Source organism: Dactylosporangium sp. NPDC050588 (assembly GCF_040654975.1).
GTDB classification, from domain to species: Bacteria; Actinomycetota; Actinomycetes; order Mycobacteriales; family Micromonosporaceae; genus Dactylosporangium; species Dactylosporangium maewongense.
In genome coordinates this window covers 79,886-95,175 of the sequence record NZ_JBFAJA010000055.1, presented here as the reverse complement: position 1 = coordinate 95,175, position 15,290 = coordinate 79,886, and the positions used below count along the sequence as shown (strand labels likewise).

The window sequence follows — 15,290 nt, the reverse complement described above, 5'->3', positions numbered from 1 at the left end:
GGTCGTGTCCCTCCCCGTCGTCATCGGCTTCACCATCCTCCAGCGCTATCTGGTCGCCGGCCTCACCGCCGGCGCCGTGAAGGGCTGAACACCCCGCCGCTGGACACCCCCGCCGCTGAACAACCCCTCCCGCTGAACACCCCGCCCCAGCCCAGGAGCACACCCATGTCCCTCAGCCGCCGCAACATACTCAAGCTCGGCGCGTTCGGCACCGTCCTCGCCGCCTGCGCCCCATCGACCAGCACCCCGAAGCCCGCCGGCACCGAAGGCCTCAAGGACGACGGCGTCAAAGAGTTCCCCCTGACCAGCTGGGCCTACAACGAGGCCGTGACGAAGGAGCCCTTGCAGGCGGCGATCGACAGGTACGCCGCCGCGAACGCCGGGACGAAGATCAGCACGCCGTCCTACCCGTACAACGACTACCTCAACCAGGTCCTGCTGCAGGTGCAGGGCGGGCAGCTGACCGGCGCGGTCCAGCTCGACGTCGCCTGGCTCGCCACCCTCGCCGCCACCGGCAAGCTCCTGGACCTCAAGAGCGTCGCCGCCGGCCAGGACTACGCGGCCGCCCCGCTCGCGCTCGGCCAGTCCAAGGGCGTGCAGTACGGCCTGCCGTGGACCACCGCCGGCATCGGCCTGATCAGCAACACCGAGCTGCTGACGAAGGCCGGCGTCACGAGCGCCCCGAAGACGGTCGCCGAGTTCGAGGCGGCACTCACCGCCGTCAAGGGCCTCGGCGGCGGGGTGGTGCCGTGGGCCGGGATGACGAAGGTCGACCAGCTCAAGGACATCATCCCGTGGCTGTGGGAGTTCGGGTCGCCGATCGTCGAGAACGACCGGATCGTCATCGGCGACGACCCGTCGATCGAGGCGCTCACCTGGTACAAGAAGCTCTACGACCAGAAGCTCATCGCCCCCGACGTCAACCGCGTCGACGCCCGCGCGCTGATGTCCCAGGGCAAGACCGCCTTCTACGAGGACGCCATCGGCGGCCGCGCCGCCGTCACGAAATCCTCACCCGACAAGGACCTCGGCACGAAGATGGTCCCCGTCGCCCGGCCGGTCGCCAAGCAGGGCGACAAGCCGCGGCACCTCGCGTGGGGGCAGATCATCGTGGTGGTCAACGGCGCCGGCGCGGCCGCGGCCGCGAACTTCGCGAAGACCATCACCACCGACACCGGCTACTCGATCCCATGGTTCACCAAGGCGGGCCTCCCGCCGACCACCAACGCGGGGCAGGCCGCCACCGAGGTGAAGAACGACAAGTTCGCCACCGACTTCACCAGCCAGATCGGCGTCAACTCCAGCGCCAGCCCGTTCTGGATCTACCCGCAGTTCTCCCAGATGGAGAAGGTCCTGGCCGAAGAGGTCCAGGCCATCCTCATCGGCAAGAAGACCCCGAAGGACGCGCTCATGGCTGCCCGTGACCGGATGAACGCCCTCATCAAATGAGTCTCACCATCGCCTCCGTCGAGGCCATCGCGCTCGCCGCGCCGTTCGCCGACCTCTACGACACCGTCCCGGACTGGCTCACGACCCCCGCGTCGAGCCACCGGGTCCTGCCGCGGCTCGGCCAGTACACCACCCTCGTGCGGATCCGGACGGTCGACGGCATCGAGGGGATCGGCGAGTGTTACGGCCTGCCCGAGCCGCGGGTGACCGCGACGATCGTCGGCACGCTGCTCGCCCCGATGCTGGTCGGGCGCGACGCGGGCGCGTCGGAGGCGCTGTGGGAGCTGATGTTCGGCGCGCAGTCCGGCGCCGGCCGGACCGGCGGGTTCTACCTGGAGGCGATCAGCGGCGTCGACCTGGCGCTGTGGGACCTGCGCGGCAAGGCCGCCGGGCTGCCGGTCCACCGGCTGCTCGGCGGGCCGGTCCGCGACACGGTCCCGGTCTACGCCAGCCCGATCCCGTTCCTGCCGGACGCGGCCGAGTCGGCCGAGCGCGCCCACGCGTTCCTCGACCAGGGCTTCCGCGCGATGAAGCTCAAGCTCGGGCGCGGCGAGGCCACCGACCTCGCCCACGCGTCGGCGGTCGTCGACGCCCTCGCCGGCCGGGCCGCGCTGCACGTCGACCTCAACTGCGCCTACGACGTGAAGACCGCGATCCGGCTCGGCCAGGCGCTCGACGGCCTCGGCGTGCGGTGGCTGGAAGAACCTCTGGCCACGGACGACGTCGCCGGGCTCGCCGAGGTGCGCGCCGCCGTCCGGATCCCGGTGGTGACCGGTGAGAGCGAGTTCAGCCGGTACGGGTACCGCGACTTCCTGCTCGCCCGCGCCGTCGACGTGGTCATGCCCAACCTGGCGCGGGCCGGCGGCATCACCGAGGCGCGGCGGATCGCGGCGCTGTGCGACGCCTTCCACGTCACCGTCTCCCCGCACGGGGTCGGCTCGGCGGTCGGGCTCGCCGCGGCGCTGCAGTTCGCCGCCGCGACCCCCAACGTGCCGATCTACGAGTACAACCGGCTGCCGAACCCGCTGCGCGACGACCTCCCGGTCACCAAGCCGTCCCTTGTGGACGGTGCGCTGGCGGTGCCGGAGGGCCCCGGCCTCGGCGTCACGCTCGACGAGTCGCTCATCGCGAGATACGAGGTGTTCAGAGCGTGAGAGAGGTGTTCAGAGCGTGAGAGAGGTGTTCAGGGCATGAGAGGGGTGTTCAGAGCATGAGAACGGTCGTGACGGGGGCGGCGGGCGGCATCGGGTCGGCCGTGGCCGCCCGGTTGCAGGCGGACGGCCACGACGTCGTGGGCATCGACCGGCAGGAGGCGGACCTCACCGACGCCGGCGCGGTCGAGCGGCTCTTCGCCGCGATCGGGACCGTCGGCGTGCTCGTCACGTGTGCGGGGCTCACCGAGGGCGCGCCCGTCCACCGCACCGAGCCGGCCGACTGGCACCGGATCATCGACGCCAACCTCACCTCCGCGTTCCTGTGCGCCCGCCAGGTGCTGCCCGGCATGACGGCCGCCGGCGAGGGCGTGATCGTCACCATCGGATCCGTGCTCGGGCACACCGTCGCTCCTGGTCTGCCGGCGTACGCCGCCGCGAAGGCCGGACTGGTGGCGTTCACCCGCCAGCTCGCCGTGGACTACGCCGCGCACGGCATCCGGGCCGTGACCGTCTCACCGGGCTGGATCCGTACACCGGCGACCACCGCACGACTGGGTGGTCCCGAGGACGAGGCCCGCCAGCGCGAGGCGCACCTCGGCCGGCTCGGCACCCCCGAGGACGTCGCCGCCGCGGTGTCCTTTGTGGTCTCTCCCGCCGCGGCCCTGCTGACGGCGACCGAGATCGTGCTCGACGGCGGCGCGTCGGCCGTGCAGGCGGCCAGCCTGCTGCGGGCCGCCCCACGCGCCGCCTTAGGTCTTCCACCACTGTGAGATCCGAGAGGAGTTCCACCGCCATGGCACTCACCCGCCGCTCCACCCTCGGCCTGGCCGCATCGGCCGGCGCCGGGGCCGTCCTCGGCACCGCCGCCCGCACCGCACCCGCGTCCGCGGCCGCCGCCGACTACGTCATCCGCCACGACCAGCCCCGCCAGACGATCTGGGGGCTCGGCGTCGAGCTGCAGTTCGACTCGATCGGTTCCGGCAACAACGGGCTGCCCGAGGCGACCACGTCGGTGCCGCACGACCTGATCGCCGAGGAGCGCACCCGGCTCTACCGGGACATGCTGAAGGTCCGCCCCGACCGGGGGTTCCGCTACTGCCGGCTCGCCCTCGGCCTGTACCTGCGCGGCCTGACCGCCGACCGGAAGAACATCGTCGGCCGGTGGCCCGAGCAGATGGCCGAGATCCGCGAGCTGATCCAGCAGTCCGGGATCGAGGGCGTGGCGGCCGAGTACTGGTCGCCGGCGCCCGCCTGGAAGTCCACGAACAGCTACATCGGCGGCACGCTCGCCTCGACCACGCCGGCGGCGCTGGACCAGTTCGGTGACGCGCTCGTGCGTGACATCGAGTACCTGGAGGCCAACGGGATCCCGGTGAAGATGTGGGGGCTGCAGAACGAGCCGCACCTGACCAACCTGGCGTACTCCGCGTGCGGCTACTCCAACGAGCAGTACTACGCCGCGTTCAAGGTCGCGGCCGGGAAGATCCGGGCGAGCCGGCCCGACATCCACATCCACGCCGACTCCAACGCCGGGCAGAACGGCCGCGGCGGCGCGCTCATCCGCGCCGACGCCACCGCGCTGTCCTATGTGGACGGTTGGAGCTGGCACCGGATCGGCGCCGACAGCAACGAGCAGCTGACCGCCGGCGCGTTCACCGGCAACGCGGCCGGGAAGGTGGTCTACAACAACGAGTTCGAGTACCTGTCCGGCGGCACCAGCGACTGGCGGATGATCAACACCGCGCAGTCCATCATGAACTGGATGACGTTCCAGAACTCGCCGACCTGGTTCTGGCTGCACGCGCTCAAGCCCACGTACAACACGGAGGCCGCCGGCTACTCGCTCGGCTTCTGGCGCCCGTACGACGACAACGACTTCACGAAGTACGCCAACATCGCCAAGGGGCACTGGGACTACAACCGCCAGAACTGGCACGCCGTCGCCGGCTTCGTGCAGTACCTGCCGTGGAACTCCGTGCGCCACCACGTCGACGAGGGCACCGTGCGCCAGGACCAGCGGATCATGGCCTGGAAGACGCCGCAGGGCAAGCTGGTCTTCGCCTTCACCAACCGGGGCACCGCATCCGTCTCGTACACCGTGGACACCGGCTCGACGCGAGCCTTCCACGGGCAGCAGTACACGCCGTCGCAGTACAACAGCGGCCTCGGCGACAAGACCGGCCCGGTCCTGGCGCTGACCCTGCCGCCGAAGTCCATCCAGTTCTGGATCGAGAAGGTCTGAAACCGCTGGTCATGCGGGCGGGAACAGCAGCGGCGAGTCGTGCTCGCGGTACAGCGCCGGCCGGGCGAGCAGGTGCGTCCGGCCGCGGGCGAACGCGTCCGGCACCGCCCAGCCGGCGAACAGCCCGAGGTAGAAGCCGACGCTGAACTCGATCGCCGCCTCGTCGCCGATGCGGTAGCGCATGCCGACGACGTGGTCGATCCGCGCCGTCAGCGCCTCGGCGAGCCGCTGCGAGTAGCAGGCGTTGAGCACGACGCAGCGGATCGTCGAGCTGTGCTGGCCGAACAGCCCGGCGAGCCCCTCCGGGGTGACCTTGGTGCTGTTGCCGGTCTCGTCCTCGACGCACAGGTTGCCGTCGCTGTCGCCGTGGCCGGAGAAGTGCACGATCTGCGGCTCGTAGTCGACGAGGGCCTGGCTGATGTCGTCGAAGCGGGCGGCGAGGAAGGGCTCGATGCGGTACTGGTCCCGGTGCCGGCTCAGCTGGAGCCGCTCCTTGACCTTGCGCATCTCCAGGTCCGACCGCAGCTGCGGCAGGTTGCGCGGGCTGGCCGCCAGGTACAGGACGGTCTGCACCGACGGGGACTCCTGCCGCGGCTCGACCGCCCGCACGACGACGGTCGCGTGGTCCTCCTGCCGGGCCGTGCGGAGGTCCCCGCCCAGGTCCCGGTAGCCGTACGTGGTGCTGACGGTGACCGGCACGTGCCGCCCGCCCTGGGCCGCGTTCACCGCGAAGGTGCATCTCGCGGTCGCGCCGTCGGCCAGGACGGCGATCCGGGACCGCTTGCCGTCGCCGGAGAAGGGGCCGACGACGTCGACGATGACGTCGTCGAGCGGCACGCCGGTGGTGTTGGTGACCCTGACCGACAGCTCGTCCCACGCGCCGAGGTCGAGCTCGCGGTCCTCGCACTCGACGCGGAGACGGCCGGAGGGCTGCTTGCGGCGCTCCGGCGCCGGCGCGGCCGTCGCGGTCAGGCCGGCGCGGAAGTCGTTGACCCGCACCGGGCTGTCGTTCTCGTCGCGGTAGGAGAAGTTGGTGCTGGTCAGCTCGAACGCGCCGACCCGCCGGGCGGCGACGGTGACCGTGTGCGTGTGGGTCTGGCCGGCCCGGATCGCCGGGATCTCGACCTGGCCGGAGCCGCTCATCAGCACGACCCCGGTCGGCAGCCGCAGCTTGAACACGACGTTGAAGCACGAGCCGCGGCCGGTGTTCGCGAAGCGGATCGACAGCGGCGTCGCGCGCCCGGCGACGACGTCGCCGGGCGTGACGGAGACCTCGATCATGGCCGGACGACCGGTCGGGGGTCGGCCCAGCCGTGCCGCTTCACCGTGCCCTTGTGGAACCTGTCCACGCAGTCGCGGCAGTGCATGGCGGGCCGCGGCACCGTCAGCCCCGTCGCCGGTGGCGGCACGTCCGGCAGCACCGACAGCACGTGGGTGAACTCGGCGAACGCGTCGTCGGCCGCGACGACCCAGCCGTGCTCCTCGCACACCGGCATGCCGCAGTGGTGGCACACGAAGATCTGGTGGACGTCGCGCCCCTCGCCGTTGACCCCGCACTTGATGTTCATCGTGACGCCTCCAGCCTGCTGAGCTCCGATTCGATCCGGGCGACGATCCGGCCGTGCGTGTCCTCGTTGATCCGGCCGTTGATCACCGCGTCGTCCGCGGCCTCCCGCTGCCGGACGAGCTCGGCGCGCCGGTCTCCCGGCGCCGGCCCGCCGTTCGACGCGACAGGCACCGGCGTGACAGGCGCCGCCGGCACGGGCACGGTGGGCATGGACCCGGTCTGCGTGGGCCCGGTCTGCATGGGCACGGCCGTCGCGGACACGGCGGGCAACGGGTCGGCCCGCACGGCGTGCTCCGGGACGGTGTCGACCAGCTCGCCGTGGTGGATCTTCTCCGCCGCCCCGGGCAGCGCGTGCCGCCGGACGGTCCGCTCGGCCCGGGCGGCCAGCAGGTCCGTGACCCTGGTGTGCAGGCTGACCCAGGTGTCCTCGATCCGCCGGAGCAGCTCGTCGCCCTGCAGGTCCGTCTCGACCGTCGCGTCCGCGAGGTCCATGACGGCGCCGGTCGTGTCGGAGGACTCCCGGCTGTCGACCAGGGTCCCCTTGGCGTACGCGCCCTTGACCGTCACCTGCACGACCGTGTTGCCGGTGAACCCGTCCTGCACGGCCATCTCGTCGCCGCGCAGGTTGATGTCGAAGTCCATCGGGAAGAGCCCGACGTACATCCGCCCGGCGATGTCCCAGACCCGGTTCACCACACCCATCCGGACGTCGTCGCGGAACGGCGGGTGCTCCACGACGCTCTTCACGTAGTAGCCGTCGGAGCTGATCGCGTTGGTCAGCTCCGCGACGGTCCGCGAGTCGGGCAGCACCCCGTGGAACTCGTCCGCCCGGTGCCGGCCCTGCGCGAGGTCGCTCTCGTGGTTCTCGTCCGGCACGACCCGGTCGTCCTGGTAGCGGATCGAGCGGAGGCTGGCGTCGAAGGTCACCGCCACCTTCGTCTGCGTCTTCGGCCGCGGCGAGTGGCCGGGCCCGCCGCCGGGCAGGTAGACGCCGACGCCGGTCACCCCGGACAGCAGCCCCTCGAAGGTGGCCTCCACCTTCCCGGAGAGCGTGAGCCGGCTGCGGCTGCCGTCGTCGTCCGGGTCCGTCGACTCCGGCACCTCCGTGATGGGCCGCTCGAACCGCAGCTGCAGGGTGAGACTGCGCGCCCCGGGCCGCGGCGGCGGCAGCTGCTTCCAGCGGATCGTCCGCCGCCCGCCGGACCGCCCGATCGCCACCTGGCCGGGTGCGGAGCTCTCCACGGTGCCCCAGCTGGCCGGCACCTCCAGCTCGATGAGGTCGAACACGGCGAGGCTGAGCCGCTGCTCCCGCTCGGGGCCGAGCCGGTTCCAGTGCAGGTCGATCTCCAGCGCCCGCCGGTCCGAGGCCGGCACCAGCGACGGCACGATCCACAGTGGAATCTCGCGCGGGCTGCGGCGGTCCTGCACCTCGTAGTCGATCGCGAGGGTGCTCTCGCGCTGCGGCAGCTGCGGGTCGGCGGGGAACAGCTCGTGCTCGTCGGCGGACTCGCCGCCGATCGAGACGCCGGTGCCGCCGCTGAGCACCGGCGCCTGCCCGGCCCGGAACGCCAGGCCGACGTTGCCCTGCAGCATCAGGTACCCGCCGGAGAACGGCACCGGCTCGGCGGCCGGCACCCCGAACTTCCTGCGGTAGGCGCGGAGCGCGGCGTGGCCCTCGTTGGCCGACATCTCGGCCGTCAGCTGCCCGGTGAGGGACTCGACGGTGCTCGTGTACTCGCCGTCCTCGAGCCGGACGTACCCGGAGAGCCGCTCGAGCAGCTCGACGGTGTTCACCTGCGGGACGAGCGGCAGCGGCGGGCGCACGATCCGCGTGGCCATGGCCCGGTCGAGCAGCCAGGCACCGCCGCCGACCAGCCCGCCGGTCAGGATGAGGAACAGGCCGAACTTCGCGGCGACGCACAGCAGGAGCAGCCCGAGCACCGCGGCGCCGGCGCCGCCGTACACCCAGGGCATCAGGCTGCCGCGGACCATGTGCACGTGGTCCTTGCAGTGGTAGACGGCCTCCCGCAGGCCGCCCAGGTGCAGGCCGGCGAGCTCCTTGCTGGCCGGGCGCGCCTCCTCGGCCGACCCGCCAGGCATCCGGACCAGCGTGCCGCCCTGCCGGTAGGCGAGCGGGCTGTGGTGGTCGCACATCGGCCGCTGGCAGTGGTGACACACCGCGAAGACGCGGTCGGACCCGCACTCGTAACAGCGCACCCTCGGCGCGCGGTCCACCAGTTCTTCAGTCATGATCCCGCCGACTTCCTGGACAGTTGGTGCGAGTGGTAGCGCTCGCGCAGCTTGCTCTGGAATGCGTTGATCTCACGGGTGAGCTCCCGGTGGTCCCGCGGCAGCGTCGCCATGACGGACACCTTGAGCCGGCCGCTGTCCCTGATCCCGCTGACCTCGTAGTCCGAGCGCAGGAGCTGCTTGTGACCCTGGGTGGTGCGTTCGCCCTCGACGGCGACCAGGAGGTCCAGGCTGTCCGGCCCCTGGCTGCGGTGCGCCACCACCAGCCACGTCGGGGCGAGCGGGTCCTGCGGATCCTTCGGCCGTGGCTCGTCGACCGTGAACCTCGAGTTGCGCAGCACCGTGACGACGTCGGTGATCCGCTTCTCGTCGGGGAGGATGTCGTCGACGACGAACTGGTGGTAAGGCGAGAACGCCCGCCCGGCGAAGATGTCGGCCGGGTAGACCATGGTGCGGACGTTCAGCTTCGTGGCCAGCTTCGGCTGTGTGCGCTGCGGGTGCCCGGTCGCGTCGTAGAGGCGGGCCTCCATCCCGGACAGCAGGTAGTCCGGCACCCGCACCCGGGCGGTCACCTCGAGCTGGTCCTGGTCGAACAGCTCGCCGGGGTGCCCGATCTTCAGCAGGCAGCTCGCGCTGAGGAAGACCCGGGTGCCGGCGCCGTTGCCCGGCCCGCCCTCCTTCACCTCACGCATCGGGACGGCCTTCCACTCCAGCCGGCCCTTCACCGGGTTGTACCGCACGGGCGCCCGGCGGATCCGCTGGTCGGGCTGCCCGCCGAAGTTCTCGATGTACAGCTCGGTGCTGCGCATCGAGGTGAGCGTCGGCCACTCCACCGACATGTCGGTGACCGAGGGCCGCAGCGCGGGGTAGCCGGCCTTGACCGGGATCGCGATCTTGACCCGGAACGTCAGCAGCAGCGCGCTGGAGAAGCTGGCCTCCTGCTGGAGCCGCTCGATGACCAGTGACGGGTTCTCCCGCCCGCGGGTCATCAGCGTCTGCATGGTGTCGAACGTGCCGGTCAGGGTGTCCAGGTCGTCCAGCTCGACCGTCAGCGACACCGGGTACACCGGCGGGTTCTCCGGCTGGTAGTCGAGCGTGACGACGCTCGCCTGCCGGCCGCCGCTCAGGTCGAGCGTCCCGTCGCGGTCCGCCACCGGGATGCTCAGCGGGACGAGGCCGGCCTGGCCGTGCGGCCGCATGACGTTGCGCAGGCCCGACGTGTTCGTGTGGTCGGCGAGCAGCAGGTGCCCGATGGTGGCCCGGCGCTCGCCATGGGCGCCGCGCGCGCCGAGCGCCCGCTCCACGTCGGCGACGGCCTGCCGGGTGAAGAACTCGTACCCGTCGTACGGGACGGTGGCCTCGATCCGGCCGGCGCCGTCGCCGACCTGTTCGATCGTGGGGTTGCGTGAGATCTCCTGATCGACGGCGTAGGTCTCGGTCAGCTCGACCTTCTGCGGCGTCGCTCGGACGTACACCGTGTCGTCGCCACGCGCGCGCCGCTGTCCAAGCATGGACACGTCACTCAGCCTCCATCGGGATGTCGGGCGTTCACTCGCACGCGGCTTCTGACGGACAGCGGCCACCGCCGCGCTGTCCGTCAAGTGAGCCTTGAGCGACGAGTGAAGGAGCTGGGGCGTGGCCGAGACCGACATCCACCTTCGGATCAATGAGGCGCTGAACGGGCGGCGCGGCCAGCGGGCGTTCGTCGACCGGCTCAGCGCCGGCTGGGCGGCGATGACCGGCGGGCTCGACCGCCTCGTCGGGCTGCTGGAGGCGGCCGACCAGGCGGTCCGGCGGGAGCAGGACGTCGCGGAGCGGGCGCGGATCATCGCCGAGGTCGGCGGGCTGCTCCAGCAGGGGCGCGCGCTCGCCGGCACGGGCGGGCGGATCACGGACGCGGGCCGGCAGATCGACGCGGCGGCCGCCCGGGTGCGGCGGGAGACCGTCAACATCGGCGTGATCGGCGCGACGAAGGTCGGCAAGAGCACGCTGCTGCGCACGATCACGAACCTGCCGGACACGGTGGTGCCGTCGACGCGGTTCAACCCGACGACGGCGGCGGCCAGCAGCATCTACCACACCGAGGGCACGCCGTCGGCGACGCTGATGCTGCACACCTGGGCGTCGTTCCGGGACGGGTACCTCGCCCCGCTGCACGACCAGGCCGGTCTCGGGCCGGTGCCGCAGGACATCGCCGGCTTCCGCGACTACCGCTACCCGGCCGCCGGAAGCGCCGAGGCCGCCGGCGCGAAGGCCGACGACTACCTGCGCAAGCTGCACGCCGCGCACCGGTCGCTGGCCAGCTACGAGGCGCTGCTGCTCGGACCGGACCGCACGGTCACCGTGCCGTTCGAGCGGCTCCGGCCGTACATCGCCTATCCGCGCAAGGAGACCGGCGACCCGGTGGAGGTCCAGCCATATCACGCGGTCCGCAGCGTGCGGATCGAGCAGTCCTTCCTCGACGGAACGGCGACGCGGCTGGGCCTGATCGACCTGCCCGGCTCGGGCGAGGCCGGGCTGGACATCGACCGGCAGTTCCTGCAGCAGGTGAAGAACGAGATCGACCTGCTGGTGATGGTCAAGCGCGGCGACCGCAAGGGCGCCAGCTACCTGGCCGAGGACTCCTACACCCGCAACCTCGCCGACTCCGCGCGCGGCGGCGTGCCGCTCGAGGACTACTACGTGGTCGTCGTCAACCGCGACCGGGCCAACGACCCGGAGGGCGAGTACTTCGACAACACCGTCAAGAGCGTCCGGGACGCCTCGCTGGAGCGCGACATCCGGGTGCTGACCGCGGACGTCGCCGTCCGTGACGAGGTCGTCGAGGAGCTGCTCCAGCCGCTGCTGCGGCACCTGGCGGGGAAGCTGGCGGAGATGGACCGCGCGGTGGTCCGGGCGGCGGTGTCGGTCGCGTCCGGGGCCGCCGCCGCGGTCGCCGCGTTCGCCGCCGAGGTGCGGCGCAGCGGCCAGGACCTGGCGCAGCTGCTGCCGAACCGGGAGGACGAGTTCCGGACCCTGGCCGAGGAGCTGCGCAACGACCTCGCCGACGACCTGTCGCGGCTCGTCGACCGGTACGACGCGGCGCTGGCCGCGGGTGACGCCGGCCGGACCCTGACGGAGGCGATCGCCGAAGCGGTCGGCGAGGCGCGGGCCTGGACGCGTGGCGGGCTCGGGCACGGCGACCGGGCCACCTGGACCACCAAGATCCACGGTCAGTTCGTCCACGGGCCGCTGGAGACCAAGCAGGACGAGTACTACCGGGCGCGGACCAGGATCGGGGAGATCTTCAGCGGGATCGACCTGTCGCTGGCCGAGTCGGTCCAGCAGCTGTGGGACGACGTGGCGGAGGTGCTGCGCGGCCGGTTGACGCCGGAGCTGGTGCCGGCCGGGCCGAACGCCCTGCACGACCTGCGGGCCACCGCCGGCGACCGGCAGGCGAGGATCCTCGCCGGTGCCCTGCACCGGATGTGCGAGCTGAAGAAGGACTACGGCAGCGTCGTGCTGCGGGTCACCCAGCCGATCGTCCGCGAGGTGCACTGGGACACCGTCGTGCCGCCGTCCGCACCGCCATCCGCGCCACCGTCCGCGCCGGCGCCGTCCTCGCAGTGGCCCCCGCCGCCGCGGTCCGTGCCGCGCCCCGCGGCCGCGCCGACCCAGGCTGCTCCGGCCCAGGCCGCTCCGCCTCAGGCAGCTCCGGCCCAGGCGGCTCCGGCGCGGCAGGCCGCGCCGACCGGCGGCGGTAGCAGCCAGTGGGTGGTGATGCCGGACGGGTCGCGCAAGCGCGTGTCCCGCGTCGTCGGGCAGTTCGGGCACCCGGACCCGGCCGTGCCGCAGCGGGCCGCGTTCCAGCAGACGGCCGCGGCCGGCGTCGACGGGCTGTACGACGAGCTCACCGCCGTCGTCGAGCACTGCGTCGTCGAGCTGGAGACCGCGCTGCTGGACGAGGTGCGGCTGATGACCCGGATCCTCGCCGCCGCCGCCGACCGGTTCTTCGACACCGTCATCCGCACCAACCGCAGCGAACGCGACTACGAGAACCTCTGCCGGCAGGACATGTCGTCCATCTGGCCGCAGCGCTTCGACGGCGGCAACGCCAGGGTGGCCGCCGAGCTGGAGCGGCTGCAGGACCAGGCGCGGGCCGTGACCGATCTGGCGACCGCGGTGAGCGGCCTGTCCGCCGACCGCGGCGCCCCCTGATCCCAACCCGACCGAGAGGAACACCATGGACCACTCCGGAGCCAAGCTCCTGCCGTTCTACCTCGTCGTCGACGTGTCGCTGTCGATGCAGGGCAGCAAGCTCGACGAGGCCAACAAGATCATGCCGGCGATCGTCGACGCGCTGTCGGAGAACCCGATCCTGTCGGACAAGGTGCGCTTCGGGCTCATCGACTTCTCCGACGACGCGCAGGTCCGGCTGCCGCTGTGCGACCTGCTCGACCCCGACCTCACGCTGCCGGCGCTGTCGGTGCGCGGCGGCACCAGCTACGCCGCCGCGTTCCAGACCCTCCAGCGGGAGATCGACGCCAACGTCGCGCAGCTGAAGGCCGACCAGTACGTCGTGCACCGGCCGGCGGTCTGGTTCATCAGCGACGGCGAGCCCACCGACCAGAAGCAGGTGTGGGAGCGGGCGTTCGCCGACCTCACGTCCGCGCGGATCTACCCGAACTTCATCCCGTGCGGCGTCGACCAGGCCGACATCAAGGTGATGAGCTCACTCATCCACCCGTCGGCCGGCGCGAAGAAGATGGCGCTGTACATGATGGAGACCGGCCACGACCCGGCGAAGGCGATCACCGGCATGGCCGAGATCCTGATCTCCAGCATGATCCAGTCCGGGTTGAGCCTCGCCGGCGGCGGCACCGGCACGATCCTGCCGCCGAAGTCGAGCCTGCCGGCCGGCATCAAGCAGTACGACCCGGACGACTTCGTATGAGCCCGGAGCTGCTGCCGCTGTACCTGCTCGTGGACCTGGCGGGCGAGCCGGCGAACCCGTCGAAGCAGGCCTCGGTCGACGCGTTCGTCCAGGGGTTCATCGGCGTGCTGAAGGAGCCGGACCTCGGGTCGCGGGTCCGGCTCACCGCCGTCGGCTTCGGCCGCACCGTGCGGCGCGTCCTGCTGCGGGCCGAGCCGGCGCACGCGAGCGGCTCGCTCCCGCTCCCCGTCGAGGGGGAGCGGGCCTACGGCGCCGCCTTCCAGAAGGTCGCCGGGTGGATGAAGGAGGACCTGGCCGCCTTCCAGGCCGACGGCCTCGCCTCGCAGCCGCCGCTGCTGCTGGTGCTGGCCGACGGGCCGCAGGCCGGGGACGACGAGTGGGAGACGGCGCTGCAAGGGCTGACCGCGGCGCACCCGCTCGCCGTCGTCCGGCTGGTGTACCACCAGGGCCACGACTGGGGCGGCGCACCGGTGGATCCGGTCGCCGAGGCCCGGCGCATCGTCCAGGGGCACGCCGCGCTGGGCCGCTCGGCCCCGCGCCGCCCGTCGCCGACGAAGCAGGAAACCGTGGCACAGGCACCCCAGGTGCCGGCGCACGGGCCCGCCCGGGCGCAGGCCCCGGTGAAGGCGCACACGCCTGTCCTGACCAAGGCCCTGGCCCCGATCCAGCCGCAGTCCCAGCCACAGTCCCAGTCCCAGTCCCAGTCCCAGCCACAGTCCGAACCGCGGGCCGAGGTCCGACCCCAGGCTCAGCCGCCGGGCCGGGGGCCGGAGCCTGACTGGGTCGGTGGGTTCACGCCGTACTCCGTCGGGGAGCCGGGTGCCGCCGCGCTGAGGGTGAAGCCGCGGCCCGACCCGGCCGAGTGGGACCGGCGCGACACCGTCCTGGACGGCGTGTACCTCCACGACGTCACCGACCGCCGGGTCCTGCAGCTGCGCGCGGCCAGCGTGCGCGGCCTCAGCCACCGGTACAACGGCACGGTCCGGCAGGACGACTACGCGTTCCGCTGCACCGACGACCGCCGCCACCTCGTGGCCGTCGTCTCCGACGGGGTGTCCAACAGCAAGCTGTCGCACAAGGCGGCGTCCGTCGTCACGCGGCTCGGCGCCGAGCTCGTCTCGCTCGCGCTGACCCGCAAGCCCCCGGCCGAGATCGACTGGCCGGAGATCGTGACGCAGCTCAGCGACGAGATCGTCCGGCTCGGCAACAAGCTGGTCGAGCCGCCGCCGGACGGCGGGGAGCTGGACGCCGGCGAGATCGCCCGGCACCTGGCCGCCACCGCCCTGTTCGGGGTGATCGACCTGCGCCCGGTGGAGCCGGAGGTCGACGCGTACTTCTACGCCGTCGGGGACTCCTCGGCGTGGGTGCTGCGCGACGGCAGGCACTGGCAGCCGATGTTCGAGACCAAGAACAGCGGGGAGGGCGCGGCCACCTCCGTGACGAAGGCGCTGCCGCTCAGCCGGCCACCCGCCGGCGGGTGCGTCACGACCACCGTACGGAAGGGCGACGTCGTGGTGCTCATGAGCGACGGGCTCGGCGACCCGCTGGAGGACGGCACCCGCACCGTCGGCAGGTTCCTGGCCGAGGCGTGGCGGGAGCCGCCGGCGCCGCTGCAGTTCGCCGCGCAGGTCGACTTCGCCCGCAAGACCCACGACGACGATCGCACCGCCGTCGCGATCTGGGCCGTGTGACGCG

At 72.2% G+C, this 15,290-nt stretch carries 11 protein-coding genes; 7 read left to right on the top strand and 4 right to left on the bottom strand.

The features are described from left to right. The first annotated feature begins 165 nt into the window (after positions 1 to 165). The 4 genes from AB0I21_RS33925 to AB0I21_RS33910 are packed head-to-tail and all read left to right on the top strand — an operon-like array spanning position 166 to position 4,845. Positions 166 to 1,449, top strand: coding sequence for an extracellular solute-binding protein (locus AB0I21_RS33925; protein ID WP_360567292.1), 1,284 nt, complete (start codon positions 166 to 168; stop codon positions 1,447 to 1,449). Continuing rightward, positions 1,446 to 2,603: a mandelate racemase/muconate lactonizing enzyme family protein gene (locus AB0I21_RS33920; RefSeq protein WP_360567290.1), complete on the top strand. Its 1,158-nt coding sequence runs from the start codon at positions 1,446 to 1,448 to the stop codon at positions 2,601 to 2,603. The genes AB0I21_RS33925 and AB0I21_RS33920 overlap by 4 nt, the downstream gene beginning before the upstream one ends. A 56-nt stretch (positions 2,604 to 2,659) precedes the next feature. Continuing rightward, a complete protein-coding gene (locus AB0I21_RS33915; RefSeq protein ID WP_360567288.1) occupies positions 2,660 to 3,373 on the top strand; it encodes an SDR family NAD(P)-dependent oxidoreductase in 714 nt (237 codons plus the stop codon). Positions 3,374 to 3,396: 23 nt separating this feature from the next. After that, a complete protein-coding gene (locus tag AB0I21_RS33910) occupies positions 3,397 to 4,845 on the top strand; it encodes a hypothetical protein (RefSeq protein WP_360567286.1) in 1,449 nt (482 codons plus the stop codon). Positions 4,846 to 4,854: 9 nt separating this feature from the next. On the opposite strand, the gene AB0I21_RS33905 is transcribed toward AB0I21_RS33910, so the two are convergent. The 4 genes from AB0I21_RS33905 to AB0I21_RS33890 are packed head-to-tail and all read right to left on the bottom strand — an operon-like array spanning position 4,855 to position 10,179. Continuing rightward, on the bottom strand, positions 4,855 to 6,126 hold the full coding sequence (locus AB0I21_RS33905; protein ID WP_360567284.1) for a CHAT domain-containing protein: 1,272 nt from the start codon (positions 6,124 to 6,126) through the stop codon (positions 4,855 to 4,857). After that, complete coding sequence (locus AB0I21_RS33900) at positions 6,123 to 6,413, bottom strand: hypothetical protein (protein ID WP_344511380.1); 291 nt, start codon at positions 6,411 to 6,413, stop codon at positions 6,123 to 6,125. The genes AB0I21_RS33905 and AB0I21_RS33900 overlap by 4 nt, the downstream gene beginning before the upstream one ends. Continuing rightward, complete coding sequence (locus tag AB0I21_RS33895; RefSeq protein ID WP_360567282.1) at positions 6,410 to 8,662, bottom strand: hypothetical protein; 2,253 nt, start codon at positions 8,660 to 8,662, stop codon at positions 6,410 to 6,412. The genes AB0I21_RS33900 and AB0I21_RS33895 overlap by 4 nt, the downstream gene beginning before the upstream one ends. Beyond that, positions 8,659 to 10,179 (bottom strand): hypothetical protein, encoded by a 1,521-nt coding sequence (locus AB0I21_RS33890; protein WP_360567280.1) that lies wholly within the window; start codon positions 10,177 to 10,179, stop codon positions 8,659 to 8,661. Before AB0I21_RS33890 ends, AB0I21_RS33895 begins: the two co-directional genes overlap by 4 nt. Positions 10,180 to 10,297: 118 nt before the next feature. Here AB0I21_RS33890 and AB0I21_RS33885 point away from each other — a divergent pair, with 118 nt between their 5' ends. The 3 genes from AB0I21_RS33885 to AB0I21_RS33875 are packed head-to-tail and all read left to right on the top strand — an operon-like array spanning position 10,298 to position 15,286. Continuing rightward, positions 10,298 to 12,859 carry a hypothetical protein gene (locus tag AB0I21_RS33885; protein ID WP_360567278.1) on the top strand — a complete coding sequence of 854 codons (2,562 nt, stop codon included), beginning with the start codon at positions 10,298 to 10,300 and terminating at the stop codon, positions 12,857 to 12,859. Between the two features lie 25 nt (positions 12,860 to 12,884). Beyond that, positions 12,885 to 13,595 carry a VWA domain-containing protein gene (locus AB0I21_RS33880; RefSeq protein WP_344511388.1) on the top strand — a complete coding sequence of 237 codons (711 nt, stop codon included), beginning with the start codon at positions 12,885 to 12,887 and terminating at the stop codon, positions 13,593 to 13,595. After that, positions 13,592 to 15,286 carry a protein phosphatase 2C domain-containing protein gene (locus AB0I21_RS33875; protein ID WP_360567276.1) on the top strand — a complete coding sequence of 565 codons (1,695 nt, stop codon included), beginning with the start codon at positions 13,592 to 13,594 and terminating at the stop codon, positions 15,284 to 15,286. Before AB0I21_RS33880 ends, AB0I21_RS33875 begins: the two co-directional genes overlap by 4 nt. The last annotated feature ends 4 nt before the right edge of the window (positions 15,287 to 15,290 follow it).